At 42.2% G+C, this 14,542-nt stretch carries 17 protein-coding genes and 1 riboswitch; of the genes, 16 read left to right on the forward strand and 1 reads right to left on the reverse strand.

Features of this window, described 5'->3' with window-relative positions:
• The 4 genes from ACW2QC_RS18655 to ACW2QC_RS18670 form a co-directional block, all read left to right on the forward strand.
• The coding region (locus ACW2QC_RS18655) for a hypothetical protein (RefSeq protein ID WP_457545451.1) at window positions 1-338 on the forward strand (338 nt) is incomplete at its 5' end.
• 76 nt (window positions 339-414) lie between these two features.
• Window positions 415-639, forward strand: a complete 225-nt coding sequence (locus tag ACW2QC_RS18660) for a DUF1659 domain-containing protein (protein WP_457545452.1) — start codon at window positions 415-417, stop codon at window positions 637-639.
• Window positions 640-673: 34 nt separating this feature from the next.
• Window positions 674-889 (forward strand): DUF2922 domain-containing protein, encoded by a 216-nt coding sequence (locus ACW2QC_RS18665; protein ID WP_457545453.1) that lies wholly within the window; start codon window positions 674-676, stop codon window positions 887-889.
• Window positions 890-1,081: 192 nt separating this feature from the next.
• Window positions 1,082-1,216 (forward strand): YvrJ family protein, encoded by a 135-nt coding sequence (locus ACW2QC_RS18670; protein ID WP_457545454.1) that lies wholly within the window; start codon window positions 1,082-1,084, stop codon window positions 1,214-1,216.
• A gap of 68 nt (window positions 1,217-1,284) precedes the next feature.
• Here the strand turns inward: ACW2QC_RS18670 and ACW2QC_RS18675 are convergent, their stop codons facing one another.
• Window positions 1,285-1,722 carry an Hsp20/alpha crystallin family protein gene (locus ACW2QC_RS18675; RefSeq protein WP_457545455.1) on the reverse strand — a complete coding sequence of 146 codons (438 nt, stop codon included), beginning with the start codon at window positions 1,720-1,722 and terminating at the stop codon, window positions 1,285-1,287.
• Between the two features lie 475 nt (window positions 1,723-2,197).
• On the opposite strand from ACW2QC_RS18675, the gene ACW2QC_RS18680 reads away from it, so the two are divergent.
• The 12 genes from ACW2QC_RS18680 to purN all read left to right on the forward strand — a co-directional run bounded on the left by ACW2QC_RS18680 (window position 2,198) and on the right by purN (window position 14,456).
• Window positions 2,198-2,812 carry a DUF2179 domain-containing protein gene (locus tag ACW2QC_RS18680; RefSeq protein WP_457545456.1) on the forward strand — a complete coding sequence of 205 codons (615 nt, stop codon included), beginning with the start codon at window positions 2,198-2,200 and terminating at the stop codon, window positions 2,810-2,812.
• 90 nt (window positions 2,813-2,902) lie between these two features.
• Entirely contained in the window at window positions 2,903-3,805 is a 903-nt protein-coding gene (locus ACW2QC_RS18685) for an SDR family oxidoreductase (RefSeq protein WP_457545457.1), read from the forward strand.
• A gap of 131 nt (window positions 3,806-3,936) precedes the next feature.
• Window positions 3,937-4,037, forward strand: a riboswitch (purine riboswitch).
• A 615-nt stretch (window positions 4,038-4,652) separates the two neighbouring features.
• A complete protein-coding gene (purE, locus tag ACW2QC_RS18690; RefSeq protein ID WP_457545458.1) occupies window positions 4,653-5,144 on the forward strand; it encodes a 5-(carboxyamino)imidazole ribonucleotide mutase in 492 nt (163 codons plus the stop codon).
• Window positions 5,131-6,264 (forward strand): 5-(carboxyamino)imidazole ribonucleotide synthase, encoded by a 1,134-nt coding sequence (gene purK / locus ACW2QC_RS18695; RefSeq protein WP_457545459.1) that lies wholly within the window; start codon window positions 5,131-5,133, stop codon window positions 6,262-6,264. Before purE ends, purK begins: the two co-directional genes overlap by 14 nt.
• Window positions 6,261-7,556, forward strand: a complete 1,296-nt coding sequence (gene purB / locus ACW2QC_RS18700) for an adenylosuccinate lyase (RefSeq protein ID WP_457545460.1) — start codon at window positions 6,261-6,263, stop codon at window positions 7,554-7,556. Before purK ends, purB begins: the two co-directional genes overlap by 4 nt.
• Window positions 7,557-7,566: 10 nt before the next feature.
• Complete coding sequence (gene purC, locus ACW2QC_RS18705; RefSeq protein ID WP_457545461.1) at window positions 7,567-8,280, forward strand: phosphoribosylaminoimidazolesuccinocarboxamide synthase; 714 nt, start codon at window positions 7,567-7,569, stop codon at window positions 8,278-8,280.
• The gene (purS, locus tag ACW2QC_RS18710; protein ID WP_457545462.1) at window positions 8,277-8,528 is read left to right on the forward strand and encodes a phosphoribosylformylglycinamidine synthase subunit PurS; all 252 of its coding nucleotides are present in this window, start codon (window positions 8,277-8,279) and stop codon (window positions 8,526-8,528) included. The genes purC and purS overlap by 4 nt, the downstream gene beginning before the upstream one ends.
• Window positions 8,525-9,208, forward strand: a complete 684-nt coding sequence (gene purQ, locus ACW2QC_RS18715; protein ID WP_457545463.1) for a phosphoribosylformylglycinamidine synthase subunit PurQ — start codon at window positions 8,525-8,527, stop codon at window positions 9,206-9,208. Before purS ends, purQ begins: the two co-directional genes overlap by 4 nt.
• The gene (purL, locus tag ACW2QC_RS18720) at window positions 9,192-11,435 is read left to right on the forward strand and encodes a phosphoribosylformylglycinamidine synthase subunit PurL (RefSeq protein ID WP_457545464.1); all 2,244 of its coding nucleotides are present in this window, start codon (window positions 9,192-9,194) and stop codon (window positions 11,433-11,435) included. Before purQ ends, purL begins: the two co-directional genes overlap by 17 nt.
• Complete coding sequence (purF, locus tag ACW2QC_RS18725) at window positions 11,411-12,820, forward strand: amidophosphoribosyltransferase (protein ID WP_457545465.1); 1,410 nt, start codon at window positions 11,411-11,413, stop codon at window positions 12,818-12,820. The genes purL and purF overlap by 25 nt, the downstream gene beginning before the upstream one ends.
• 35 nt (window positions 12,821-12,855) lie before the next feature.
• Entirely contained in the window at window positions 12,856-13,875 is a 1,020-nt protein-coding gene (purM, locus tag ACW2QC_RS18730) for a phosphoribosylformylglycinamidine cyclo-ligase (RefSeq protein ID WP_457545466.1), read from the forward strand.
• A complete protein-coding gene (purN, locus tag ACW2QC_RS18735) occupies window positions 13,872-14,456 on the forward strand; it encodes a phosphoribosylglycinamide formyltransferase (protein ID WP_457545467.1) in 585 nt (194 codons plus the stop codon). The genes purM and purN overlap by 4 nt, the downstream gene beginning before the upstream one ends.
• The last annotated feature ends 86 nt before the right edge of the window (window positions 14,457-14,542 follow it).

A 14,542-nucleotide genomic window follows, 5' to 3' on the forward strand; every position in this document is an offset into this window, starting at 1 on the left:
AAGCAGAAATATCGTCCCGAGAGCAGAAACATCGGCGCGAAAACAGAAACATCGTCCCGAGAGCGGAAACATCGTCTCGAGAGCAGAAACATCGTCTCGAGAGCAGAAACATCGGCGTGAGAGCGGAAACATCGTCTCGAGAGCAGAAACATCGGCGTGAGAGCAGAAATATCGTCCCGAGAGCGGAAACATCGGCGCGAGAGCGGAAACATCGGCGCGAGAGGAGAAACATCGTCCCGAGAGCAGAAACATCGGCGCGAGAGCAGAAACATCGTCCCGAAAACAGAAACATCGTCCCGAGAGCGGAAACATCCACCCTAAAAAGAAAAAACCCCTAATAAAAATAAAATTCATCATCAGATGCCACCTCCCACCCTCATGATTCGATTGTAGAGGTGAAAGGAGGGGAAAAACATGGCAGTAGCAGAAACGTATCAATCAACATTGCGGTTAGTGCTCGATGATGGGGCGGATGTGTTAACTGGAAAGCCAATCTATAAAACGAAAAGCTTTAATAATGTGAAGACAAGTGCAACGGCTGATCAGTTGTTTACCATTGCACAGGCTTTTGCTGGATTGCAGGAACGTCCGCTTTACAATATCGAACGCAGAGATAACTCAGAAATTAGGCAAGCTTAAATTTTATAAATTGGTGGAAAGGAGAGGTTGAACAATGAAGAAGCTAGAGCTTAAATTCTTGAATAAAGAAGGTAAAACAGTCACATATTCACTGGAAAAACCAGTTGATCCAATCGATCCAGCTGCTGTAAAAAGCGCGATGGATGAAATTATGACACAAAATGCGTTCACATCCACTGGTGGTGATCTTGTTTCTATCAAAGGTGCACGCGTTGTGGAACAAAATGTAACCGAAATTGAATTAAATTAGTTGGTTGAATAAGCTGTGGTAATGTTACGGCATCGCGTGGATATCAATTATTGTGTGCACATCAATCGGATTCGCACAACGAACTTTAACCAGTATGAAAACTAGATTCTTAATACGGAATGACCAGTGGCTTGGCAAATGTACAGCCCTGGTCTGTTTTTTTAGCCAGTAAAATAGAAGGAGGTCACGCTTATGGAAGCATGGATGTCATTTATAACAGAGGTAGGCTTTCCGATTGTGGTGACATTTTATTTGTTGCACCGCATTGAAGGTAAACTCAATTTATTAATTGAATCCATTCACGCATTGCCCCAGAAGATGAAATAATTTGTTAGGCGAGGCTGTCAAAAGTCACCGATTTGCGATTTATAATGAGGCAGCCTCGTTTAAATTAGTCAACTTTCTTCCAATAATTTTACAGCAACTCTGTGTTTGCTGCTGGCATCCGAAAATAGCCGATGTAACTGCAGGAATACAAGTCCATCTTTATAACGTGCTTCCATTTTATCTGAACGTACCGGAAATGGTAAGTTGATTGTTCTGTCAAATACACCTTGTAAAATTTCTTCCTTTATCACAGTTCCTCCATTTTGGCTGATATCAATAACCCCATTAATATCCAATTTTGTATAATCGACATAGATGTCAACCTTGTTTAAATCAGTTAGACCAGGGATACTGATAATGCACATAATTTCATTTTCCGTTTGATACATGTTAATTTGTGGAATAATAGGTTTTATAATGCCTTCGAATTCGTTCCAAAAGTTCTCGCCAAAAAAACTATCCATATTCTTTTTCCAATCGGTCATTTGACTGAAAGGATCCATCATCCTAACACCTCTTTTTTAGCTGTTTGAATTTATGTAATATGGTATGCATGTTAGTTTAACTGGGTGAATATCATCATAGTATTTCGTTTTAGAGGTTGATCAAAAAGTCACCAAATGATAAGCGGCGAATCTCTTCGTTGGCGGCAAAGGTACTTCTACTAAACCCGCCCACGTCACGCAAGGCAACGCAGAAGTCAGCACGTCCTGTGCAAGTCGGTCCTCATGTAGATTTTGGCTACACTCCGGTCCTCAAGACTACGCCGCCTCGATCTTCGACGCACAGGACAAGGAAGGCTACGACAGCGATACATCGCACGAAGAAAAAGTGTATTTCTTTTTCGAGGACGTGCTAGTGTCGGCGTTGGCTATTGACGTGACGAACTTAGCCGACCTTGCTTCTAATTTGGCAACTTTTTGAACACGCACTTTTAGGGAAATCTAATAATAAAATCAATGTTCGGGGAGGGTTCTCGCTTTGTTTAGTAATGCTTATGTAATGGTTGCCATTATTCTCGTGATTAATATTGTCTATGTAACGTTTTCAACAATGCGGATGATCTTGACACTGAAAGGTCGCAGATATTTAGCGGCATTTGTGAGCATGTTTGAAATTGTTGTCTATGTGTTAGGTTTAGGTCTTGTGCTTGATAACTTAAACGAAATTCAAAATATTATTGCTTATGCGGTTGGTTTTGGACTCGGCGTTATTGTTGGAACAAAAATTGAAGAGAAGCTTGCACTTGGATACATAACCGTAAATGTTATTTCATCAAATCCGGATATTGACTTCACCCGTAAATTGCGGGATAAAGGATACGGTGTGACGAGTTGGTTTGCTTATGGTATGGATGGAGATCGTTTGGCAATGCAGATTCTCACACCTCGAAAATACGAGCTTAGGCTGTATGAATCGATTAAAACAATTGATCCAAAAGCATTTATTATTTCGTATGAGCCGAAACAAATTCATGGCGGCTTTTGGGTGAAGCAAGTACGGAGGGGACGTCTGGGCAAGAACCGGAATACTGTTGGTAGCATGCCTGGTGCTCCACAAACACCAAAAGAAACGCCTGGGGAGACAACAGAATAATTCGCTTTTTACAGAATAGGTTGAAATTACACCTATTCTTTTTTTCTATGGATGAACACCTACTTACAAATCGGAATATATTACGTAAGGATGGACTTTCGTAATGGAGGAATTTATGTGAATAAAAATAAATACCAAACACCGTTCCCCCCTCAGCATCAGCCACAACAACCAGGTATTGAATCCCTTATGGTGCCGGAGCCGATTGTGGAAGATCCAAATTACCATGGATCTGGAAAATTACAGGATAAAGTTGCCGTTATTACGGGTGGTGACAGTGGGATTGGGGCATCAGCGGCAATTGCCTTTGCCAAAGAGGGGGCAGATGTGGTGATTGCCTATTATTATACGTATGAAAATGGGGATGCCTATCGCACAAAGAAACGTATTGAGGAGCTTGGACGTAAATGCCTTTTAATTGTTGGTGATTTACGTGATCAGCAGCAATGTCAATTTGTTATTAAACAAACGATTGATCAATTTGGAAAACTGGATATTCTAGTAAATAATCATGCCGTGCAATTTCCGCAGAATAGTTTGCTGGATATTTCAGCTGAACAATGGGATGCAACATTTCAGACAAATATTTACGGTCATTTTTATATGACAAAGGCTGCCCTTCCGCACCTTAATAAGGGAAGCTCGATCATTAATACTACTTCGGTTGTCGCGTATGAAGGAAATGAAAAACTAATTGATTACAGTGCAACAAAAGGGGCTATAGTTGGTTTTACACGTGCATTGTCACAGAATTTGGCAAATCAAGGTATTCGGGTTAATGGCGTAGCACCAGGGCCAATCTGGACACCACTAATACCGGCGAGTTTTTCGGCAGCGTATATTGGAACCAAATGGGGTACGGATGTTCCAATGAAACGCGCCGGACAGCCATTTGAACTGGCACCAGCATATGTATATCTCGCTTCCAGTGATTCTTCATATGTAACGGGTCAGGTTATTCATGTGAATGGTGGGGAAATGGTTAGTTCTTGACGCTTAAGATCATGACTAGGTTGAATGGAACGTAAGTAGTATAAAAACCAAAAGCCGAACATTAAACATAAAAAATATATTATTGTTCGATTATTTATTGACATATGCGTGTATCATTGCTATCCTTAAGACAACAAACGAATACGGTTCCTCATATATTTCCTGAGAATATGGCTTGGAAGTTTCTACCCAGCACCGTAAATGCTGGACTATGAGGGAGGATGAATTGTTGCTGTTTTAAGTAGCATTCATGTTTATTTGTCATGTCTATTCATCTTCTCTCATTGCGCGGGAGGAGACGAATAGACTTTTTTAATGAAAGGCAGTTTTTTATAAAAGATTGTTGTTCCTTCACAATAGATATAAAATGCGACGTAAGTGCTGAGCTCTTTTCTATAAGTACGTGCATTTCCCGCCGTCCGGGATCGCTCCGGGTGGATGCTTTCCGCGGGCACGGCCTCAGCCTCCTCGAGAAAACCACTCTGCGGGGTCTTCGGACACGTGCTGTTCCCGCAGGAGTCACCACCCTCCACTCACCCGGACTAGTGAAGTGTTAGGATACTTATGGAACACTTACCACTACGCTAATGGTGGTAAGTGCAATAACAGTGGAGGAAATACGCGTAGACTCCAGTGGGAGGAAAGGCCTAGGTGAGACCCCGCAGAGCGACAGCTCGAGGAGGCTCAGCAGCCGCCCGCGGAAAGCGAAGCGTATTTCCGGAACGGCGGGAGAGCAAATTCCTAGTTACATCGCATTATATCAAATACGAAATTAATTACAAAAAGAGACTAATGAAAAAATAACATGGTTGATGCAATAAAATTTTACATAGAAAGAGGGATTCAAGTGGCTCAAGTTGGCGTGATCATGGGGAGTATATCAGATTGGGAAACGATGAAACATACATGTGAAGTGTTAGAGGAATTAAACATTTCTTACCAAAAACAAGTTATTTCCGCCCATCGTACCCCGGATGAAATGTTTGCATATGCGAAATCAGCTCGCGAGCAGGGGGTGAAGGTGATAATTGCAGGTGCTGGTGGTGCGGCGCATTTGCCTGGAATGGTAGCATCACAAACGACATTGCCGGTTATTGGAGTGCCAGTTCAGAGCAAAGCGTTAAACGGCCTTGATTCGCTCTTATCCATTGTGCAAATGCCTGGCGGTGTACCGACCGCAACCGTGGCAATTGGCAAGGCCGGTGCAACGAACGCGGGAATCCTTGCTGCACAAATACTCGGTACTTATGATGAAAATATAGTGGAAAAACTTATAACATACCGCGAAAAAATGGAGGCTAAAGTAGCAGAAATGAGGGATGATCTTGCCGAAAAATAATCAAACAATCTTGCCTACACAGACAATTGGGATCATCGGTGGGGGACAGCTTGGCCGGATGATGGCAATTGCCGCACGCTATATGGGATATCAAATTGCTGTTCTTGATCCAACGCCAAATTGTCCGACAGCCCAAGTTGCCGATCACCAAATTACGGCAGCATACGATGATAAGCAGGCAATTGAAAAATTAACGGATATAAGTGATGTTGTTACATATGAGTTTGAAAATGTTGATCTAACCGCAGCTACGTATATTGAAGAAAAAGGAAAGCTCCCACAGGGGTCCTATGCGTTGGAAATCACACAAAATCGTGAAAAGGAAAAACGTTTGATGAAGGAAGCGGGTCTGCCTGTTCCGGAATTTACCATTGTGACAAATGGCGAAGAGTGCAAAGCGGCTTTGGAAAATACAGCATATCCGGCTGTAATTAAAACATGCAGCGGCGGTTATGATGGCAAAGGACAAATCAAGTTAACGTCAAAAGATGATGAATCAACAGCCATTGAATTCACTGAGAAAAATAAACATTGTATTATCGAACAGTGGGTGCCATTTGAAAAGGAGATATCGGTAGTTTTCACCCGCGCACAAACGGGAGGATTAGAATTTTTCCCAATTGCAGAGAATACACACAAGGACCACATCCTTTATCAGACGGTTGTTCCAGCTGTGATAAATAAACAAGTAAAGATAAAGGCGATCCAAGCTGCCGCTATTCTTGCAGAAAAAATGCAAATTGTAGGAACGTTTGCGATTGAAATGTTCGTAAAAGGCGATAACATTTACCTAAACGAAATGGCTCCTAGACCACATAATTCTGGCCATTATACGATTGAGGCGTGCAATATTTCACAGTTTGGCCAGCATATTAGAGCGATTTGTGGCTTGGCCTTAATGCCGGTTGAACTACTAAATCCCGCGACAATGGTCAACATACTTGGGGAAGATATGGAACATGCGTTAAAGGCGATGCCAACATTAGATAATGGCTCGGTTCACTTGTACGGAAAAGACGGTTGTAAGCCAAAACGGAAAATGGGCCATGTAACATTCACTGCAACAACACCTAAAGAAGTTAACAAACTGGTTATGAATTTTGAGGAGGAAAAGCAATGATTGATCGTTATACACGGGAAGAAATGGGCACTATTTGGACGGATGAAAATAAATTTAAAGCATGGTTGGAAGTAGAAGTTTTGGCGTGTGAGGCATGGAGTGAACTTGGTATTGTTCCAAAAGAAGATGCTGTGAAAATTCGCGAAAAAGCTTCATTTGATATCAACCGTATTTATGAAATTGAACAGGAAACTCGTCATGATGTTGTTGCTTTTACACGGGCGGTTTCGGAAACTTTAGGGGAAGAACGGAAATGGGTACATTATGGTTTAACGTCAACAGATGTAGTGGATACTGCTCTATCCTTTGTTTTAAAGCAGGCAAATGATATTATCCGTAAAGATATCACGAATTTTATTCAAATTATCAAAAACAAGGCTATCGAACACCAGCATACGGTCATGATGGGTAGAACTCACGGTGTCCATGCCGAGCCAACAACATTTGGTTTAAAGCTTGCCTTGTGGTATGAGGAAATGAAACGCAACTTGGAGCGCTTTGAATTAGCAGCCAATAACATTGAATTTGGCAAGTTATCAGGAGCTGTAGGTACATATGCCAATATTGATCCATTTGTGGAAGAATATGTTTGCGGAAAATTAGGATTGACACCTGCGCCAGTATCAACGCAGACACTGCAGCGTGATCGCCATGCTGCATATATTTCAGCATTAGCATTACTTGCAACATCGATTGAAAAATTTGCAACCGAAATCCGTGGCCTGCAAAAAACAGAAACGCGTGAGGTGGAAGAGTTTTTTGCAAAAGGACAAAAAGGTTCTTCGGCAATGCCACATAAACGTAATCCGATTGGGTCGGAAAATATGACTGGGATGGCACGGGTAGTTCGTGGTCATGTAGTAACAGCATATGAAAATGTTTCGCTATGGCATGAACGCGATATTTCACATTCCTCTGCTGAACGAGTAATTTTGCCGGATACAACGATTGCCTTGAATTACATGTTGAATCGATTTGGAAATATCGTGAAGAATCTCACTGTATTTCCGGCAAATATGAAGCGGAATATTGATAAAACACACGGCGTTATCTTTTCGCAACGTGTATTGCTTGCACTAATTGACAAGGGCATGACACGTGAAAAGGCATATGATCTTGTACAACCAAAAGCGATGCAAGCATGGGAAACAGAAACCCATTTCAAACAATTAGTTGAAGAAAATGAACAAATAACGAGCAAATTATCACAAGACGAAATAGATGATTGTTTTGATTACACGTACCACTTGAAAAATGTTGATCGAATCTTTGACCGAATTGGCTTGAAATGAGGTGTATAAAGTGAAGGCAGAGCTTTTATATGAAGGGAAGGCAAAGCAAGTATACCGAGCGGAAGGAACATTGGATCAGCTCATTTTATCCTATAAGAACGCTGCAACTGCATTTAATGGAAAAAAGAAAGCGACTTTTGCTGGGAAAGGTAGATTGAATAACGAGATTTCATCGCTTATTTTTCCGTACCTGCAAGCGAAAGAAATCGAAACACATTTTATCGAAAAAGTGAATGAAACAGAGCAGCTTGTCCGGCAAACGGAGATTATTCCATTGGAGGTGGTGGTTCGTAATCTGGCAACTGGCAGTATTACGAGCCGCCTTGGGATTGAAGAGAAGACATCATTCAGCCCACCGATTGTGGAGTTGTTTTATAAGAATGATCGGTTAGATGATCCACTGATAAATGATGAGCATGCGTTATTTTTGAGTAATGTAACGGATTCAGAATTACAAGAAATCAAAGCGAAGGCACGAAAAATTAATGATGCATTAATCGAGCTTTTCAAATCTATTAATCTAACTCTAGTGGATTTCAAACTTGAATTCGGCCGGTTAGCATGCGGATCGATCGTGTTGGCTGATGAAATATCACCAGACACTTGTAGGCTGTGGGACCTGGATACACAGGAAAAGATGGATAAAGACGTATTTCGCCAAGGAACCGGTGATTTGCTTACGGTATACAACGTTATTTTACAACGACTGGAGGGCATAGGATGAAAAAAGTTACCGTGTTTATTACGCTAAAGCAAGGTGTGCTAGACCCACAGGGAAAAGCAATTCAAGATTCATTAAACTCACTTGGGTACCAGGAGGTAGAGCAAGCACGGGTTGGAAAATACCTTGAATTGCATGTGGAAGATAATGAGAACATGGAAGAACGTGTGAACGATATGTGTGAAAAGCTGCTCGCCAATCCAGTCATTGAAGATTATCGTTTTGAGGTGGAGGAGGCTGTTCGCTTGTGAAGTTTGCAGTGATTGTTTTCCCAGGATCAAATTGTGACCGTGACATGTATCATGCGGTGAAAGATGTTCTGAACGAAGAAGCGGATCTTGTCTGGTATGAGAATAGCAATCTGGAAAACTATGACGCGATTCTATTACCTGGTGGATTTTCATATGGGGATTACCTTCGTTCAGGCTCTGTTGCAGCAACATCAGAAGTGATGCAGCAAATTAAAGCACATGCAGCAAAAGGGAAACCAGTGTTAGGTGTTTGTAACGGATTTCAGATCTTACTGGAAGCGGGTCTTTTACCAGGAGCAATGTTACGGAATAAAAATCTTGCATTTATGTGCCATCATGAAGCATTACGTGTAGAAAACAATGCGACGTTGTTTACCAGTGCATATGAAGAAAATGAAATTGTTCATTTTCCGATTGCTCACGGGGAAGGGAACTATTTTTGTGACGAGGCAACACTTCAGCGATTACAGCAAAATAAGCAAATCGTCTTTACGTATGAAAACAATCCTAATGGTTCTGCTGCTGATATTGCTGGGATTACCAATCAACAAGGTAACGTATTAGGGCTTATGCCACATCCTGAGCGTGCAGTTGAAGTGTTGCTTGGCAGTGATGACGGGTTAAAAGTTTTTCAGTCAATGGTTAAAAATTGGAGGGAATCCCATGTTGCAAACGTTTGATATAAGTCCAGAGCAAATCGAGAAAGAAAAACTCTATCAAGAAATGGGGCTTAGTGAGAAGGAATATAACATGGTGAAAGCCATTTTAAAGCGTCGGCCAAATTTCACGGAAACAGGGATTTTTTCCGTGATGTGGTCAGAACATTGCAGTTACAAGACTTCGAAGCCATTATTAAAAAAGTTTCCTACGAAAGCAATGAACGTTTTGCAAGGACCTGGTGAGGGTGCTGGCGTTATTGATATTGGTGATAACCAAGCAGTTGTCTTTAAAATTGAAAGTCACAATCACCCTTCAGCAGTTGAACCGTATCAGGGTGCTGCGACAGGTGTAGGCGGCATTATCCGTGACGTATTTTCCATGGGTGCCCGCCCAATTGCTTTAATGAACTCGCTAAGATTCGGAAATTTAACGTCAGAGCGTGTAAAATATTTGTTTCAAGAAATTGTTCATGGTATTGCCGGTTATGGAAATTGCGTTGGCGTCCCAACAGTTGGCGGTGAGGTTCAATTCGATGAAAGTTATGCCGGGAACCCACTTGTCAATGCGATGTGTGTGGGGCTGATCAATCATGATGAGATTCAAAAAGGGATTGCAGCAGGGGTTGGCAATACCGTACTTTACGCAGGTGCGCCAACAGGCCGGGATGGCATTCATGGTGCGACGTTTGCCTCGGATGATCTGGCAGAAGATGTGAGCATTGATCGTCCAGCTGTTCAAGTTGGTGATCCGTTCATGGAAAAACTATTAATCGAAGCATGTTTGGAAATCATTCATTCTGATGCACTTGTTGGCATGCAGGATATGGGTGCTGCCGGTCTTACATCATCAGCAAGTGAAATGGCAAGTAAAGCAGGAACAGGCATGGAGATGAACCTTGATCTAGTACCACAGCGTGAATTGAACATGAGTGCGTATGAATTAATGTTGTCTGAATCACAAGAGCGTATGTTGCTTGTGGTAAAGAAGGGGCGCGAGCAGGAAATTATCGATGTCTTTGAAAAATATGGGTTGCAAGCTGTTGCAGTTGGTGAGGTGATCGAAGAAAAGACATTCCGCCTACTACATCATACAGAAGTTGTTGCTGACATTCCTGTTGATGCATTAGCAGAAGAGGCTCCTGTCTATCAAATGCCATCTGAAGAGGCGACGTATTTCAGTGAATTTCAGAATATTAGACCTATTATACCGGAAGTAACGGATTACAGCGAAATGCTGAAAAAAATACTCACACAGCCAACGATTGCAAGCAAAGAATGGGTTTACGACCAATACGATTCCATGGTGCAAACGAATACCGTTGTAACACCTGGATCAGACGCAGCAATTGTAAGAATCAAAGGAACCAAAAAAGCGTTAGCGATTACAACAGATTGCAATTCTCGTTATATTTACTTGGATCCGGAAACTGGTGGGAAAATTGCGGTTGCCGAAGCAGCTCGAAATATTGTTTGTTCCGGTGCGAAACCATTAGGACTTACAGACGGCCTTAATTTCGGTAATCCAACGAAGCCAGACATCTTTTGGCAAATGGAAAAAAGTATTGATGGAATGAGTGACGCCTGTCGGGTTTTGAAAACACCGGTTGTCAGTGGAAATGTCTCCTTATATAACGAATCAAACGGAAAGGCGATTTTTCCAACCCCTGTTGTTGGGATGGTCGGCTTGCTTGAATCGTTGGAACACCTTACACCAAGCCATTTTCAACAAGCGGGTGATGCCATATTCTTAATTGGTGAAACGAGGGCAGAGTTTGGTGGTAGCGAACTGCAACATGTACTGGCGGATGATGCTACAGATAAAATTTATTCTGGAAAGGCACCAATGATTGATTTGCAAGTGGAGGAGAAACGACAAACACAGTTGCTGGATGCCATTCATCAAGGTGTTGTTCAATCTGCACATGACGTAGCTGAAGGTGGGCTGGCGATCGCATTGGCGGAAAGTGTGTTTCATGATAAAGGATTAGGAGTCATCACTTATTTATCCGGAGATATGACGGTTGCGCTATTCAGTGAAACCCAATCACGTTTCCTTGTGTCAGTAAAACCAGAAGATGAAGAGCGATTTAAAGAACTGGTTACTGATGCTCGTCAAATCGGTGTTGTAACAGATGACTATACGTATGCTGTTGTCGGGAATGGCAAAAAGGTCATTGAGGAAAATGTCGATACACTTTGCAAACGTTGGAAAGGAGCTATTTCATGCTTGCTGAAATCAAAGGCTTAAACGAAGAATGTGGCGTTTTTGGAATTTGGGGTCATGAGAAAGCAGCAGAAATGACGTATTATGGTTTGCACGCCCTTCAGCATCGTGGGCAAGACGGTGCTGGAGTTGTAACAAGCGATGGGAACAACCTTAAGATTCATAAAGACTTGGGACTTGTGAACGATGTGTTTAAACATGCTAATTTTGATGAGTTACAAGGTCATGCAGCGATCGGGCATGTTCGGTATGCGACGCAAGGTGATGGTGGTATAGCGAACATTCAACCACTATTATTCCGTTCACAGACAGGGAGTATCGCTTTAGCCCATAACGGAAATATCATGAATGCACATAAACTTCGCGGTGAACTGGAGCATGAGGGAAGTATTTTACAAACAACGTCAGACACTGAAGTTTTAGCGCATTTGATCCGACGGAATGGATCAGATGATTTTGAAACAGCTTTAATGGAGGCACTACGAAGTTTAATTGGAGCATATGCATTCTTAATCATGAAGGAAAACAAGTTGTACGTTGCAACAGACCCAAGAGGTTTACGACCACTTTCGATTGGCAGGCTTGGAGATGCATATGTAGTGGCATCGGAAACGTGCGCATTTGATTTAATCGGTGCAACGTTTGAACGCGAAGTTATTCCGGGTGAGTTAGTCATAATTGATAATCATGGCCTGTCAGCTAGAAAATTTGCTGAACCAGAGCCACGGACCATGTGTGCAATGGAGTATGTTTATTTTTCAAGGCCGGATAGTGATGTGAATCAGGTGAATGTCCATGCTTCACGCAAAAAAATGGGAATTGAATTAGCGAAAGAAGCACCAGTGCAAGCAGACGTTGTGACTGGTGTGCCGGATTCAAGTATATCAGCAGCAATTGGTTATGCGGAACAACTTGGCTTACCATACGAAATTGGTTTAATTAAAAATCGTTATGTCGGCAGGACGTTTATTCAGCCATCACAAGAACTTCGTGAACAAGGGGTGAAATTGAAATTGTCGCCTGTTCGGGGAATCGTGGAAGGCAAACGCGTCATTATGATCGATGACTCAATTGTTAGAGGGACAACAAGTAAACGAATTGTCCGAATGTTGAAAGAAGCGGGTGCTACAGAGGTGCATGTGCGCATTGCTTCACCACCAATTACGAATCCGTGTTATTACGGGATTGACATGTCAACTCGTGATGAACTGATTGCCGCAAACTATTCATTAGAGGGGATTGCCAAATTGATCGGTGCGGATAGTTTAGCTTATCTATCAGAAAGCGGATTAGAGCGAGCAATTATACATGAAGAACTACCTAACCAAGGAATTTGCAAAGCCTGTTTTACTGGAAACTACCCAGTCGTTGAAAATCAGGGACAATCCCCCGTTACACTAACACGGTAAAGTGATGGGGAAAAGTCCAAAAAGGAGGGTATCAATTGGCCAATCGTTATAAAGATGCTGGTGTTGACGTGGAAAAAGGCTATCAAGCTGTCGAACGAATGAAAAAGCACATTGCGAAAACAAATCGGAAAGAGGTGCTTGGTAGTGTCGGGGCATTTGCAGGCTTGTTTGACCTAAGTGGATTCCACTATAAGGAACCAGTACTTGTTTCTGGAACAGACGGTGTTGGTACGAAATTAAAATTGGCACATCAACTCAACAAGCATGATTCCATTGGGATTGATCTAGTCGCTATGTGTGTTAATGATATTGTCGCTCAAGGCGCACAGCCATTATTTTTTCTTGACTACATTGCTTGTGGCAAAAATGACCCGGCAATGATGGAACGTATTGTAGAGGGTGTTGCAGAAGGTTGTACACAATCAGGAGCTGCACTAATCGGTGGAGAGACTGCTGAAATGCCTGGGATGTACCAAGAAAATGAATACGATTTAGCAGGTTTTGCTGTTGGAATTGCTGAAAAATCTAAGCTCATTACTGGAGAGTCCATTAAAGCAGGTGATCGTGTCATCGGTTTGTCTTCCAGTGGAGTTCATTCCAATGGATATTCTCTTGTTCGAAAACTTGTAGAAGGCCTTGATCTTACTAAACAGTATAGTGGTTTAACGAAATCTCTAGGTGATGTGCTATTGGAGCCTACGAAAATATATGCCAACGCAATTCGTTCGTTAATGGAAAGTGTGGAGATAAAAGGAATTTCCCACATTACGGGTGGGGGATTTTATGAAAACTTGCCAAGGATGCTGCCAAATGGAATGGGAGTTTCCATCGATTGTAATGACTGGGAAAAACCAGCGATATTTTCCTTCTTAGAAGATGTTGGCAACATATCGGACGATGAAATGTATGGCATATTTAACATGGGGATTGGCATGGCGCTCGTTGTTGAAAAAAGCGATACGGATCGTGCGCTTGCCGTGTTACGTGAGAATGGGGAAGAAGCAAGCCAGATCGGGATGGTGACGGATAGTGAAGGGGTGCAATTTGATTCATGAATAATGTGAAGGCAGCGGTATTTGCCTCTGGAACGGGAAGTAATTTTCAAGCCATCATGGAAACTGCGATGGAAGGGAAGCTGGCATGTGATATTGTGCTGCTCGTTTGTGATAGGCCGGGCGCTGAAGTTATTGAAAAGGCAAAAGAATTCGGGGTTTCAACATTTGTGTTTAACCCAAAGCATTTTCCTTCTAAAGAAGCACATGAGCAAGAAGTGGTGGACAAATTGAAGTTCATGGATGTGGAGTGGATTTTCCTAGCGGGATATATGCGAATTATTGGACCTACATTGCGTAACCAATTTGAAAAAAAGATTGTGAATATCCATCCATCCTTATTGCCGGCATTTCCCGGAAAAGATGCGATTGGGCAGGCATTTTCTGCTCGCGCAAAGACCACCGGGGTAACGATTCATTATGTTGATGCGGGAATGGATACGGGTCCAATCATCGCTCAACAGGAAGTTGAAATTTTACCGGATGATACAAAGGAAGCACTACAAGAAAAAATTCAACGAGTTGAACATCGATTGTATCCTGAAATAATCAATCAAATTATAGACGGGGCATTTTTCGGATAGATTGGGACTGCAATACTCGTACCATCGGAAACATTTGTTGTTTTTTACACAAAAGATATAAAATGCGACGTAGTAAAATTCTCTTT

This window comes from Virgibacillus sp. FSP13 (assembly GCF_054048505.1).

What these genes read in the sequence shown, in the direction of transcription:
- ACW2QC_RS18660 (WP_457545452.1), top strand. Translation starts at nt 415, where the DNA reads ATGGCAGTAGCAGAAACGTATCAATCAACATTGCGGTTAGTGCTCGAT.
- ACW2QC_RS18665 (WP_457545453.1), top strand. Translation starts at nt 674, where the DNA reads ATGAAGAAGCTAGAGCTTAAATTCTTGAATAAAGAAGGTAAAACAGTC.
- ACW2QC_RS18670 (WP_457545454.1), top strand. Translation starts at nt 1,082, where the DNA reads ATGGAAGCATGGATGTCATTTATAACAGAGGTAGGCTTTCCGATTGTG.
- ACW2QC_RS18675 (WP_457545455.1), bottom strand. Translation starts at nt 1,722, where the DNA reads ATGATGGATCCTTTCAGTCAAATGACCGATTGGAAAAAGAATATGGAT.
- ACW2QC_RS18685 (WP_457545457.1), top strand. Translation starts at nt 2,903, where the DNA reads ATGGACTTTCGTAATGGAGGAATTTATGTGAATAAAAATAAATACCAA.
- purB (WP_457545460.1), top strand. Translation starts at nt 6,261, where the DNA reads ATGATTGATCGTTATACACGGGAAGAAATGGGCACTATTTGGACGGAT.
- purS (WP_457545462.1), top strand. Translation starts at nt 8,277, where the DNA reads ATGAAAAAAGTTACCGTGTTTATTACGCTAAAGCAAGGTGTGCTAGAC.
- purL (WP_457545464.1), top strand. Translation starts at nt 9,192, where the DNA reads ATGTTGCAAACGTTTGATATAAGTCCAGAGCAAATCGAGAAAGAAAAA.
- purF (WP_457545465.1), top strand. Translation starts at nt 11,411, where the DNA reads ATGCTTGCTGAAATCAAAGGCTTAAACGAAGAATGTGGCGTTTTTGGA.
- purN (WP_457545467.1), top strand. Translation starts at nt 13,872, where the DNA reads ATGAATAATGTGAAGGCAGCGGTATTTGCCTCTGGAACGGGAAGTAAT.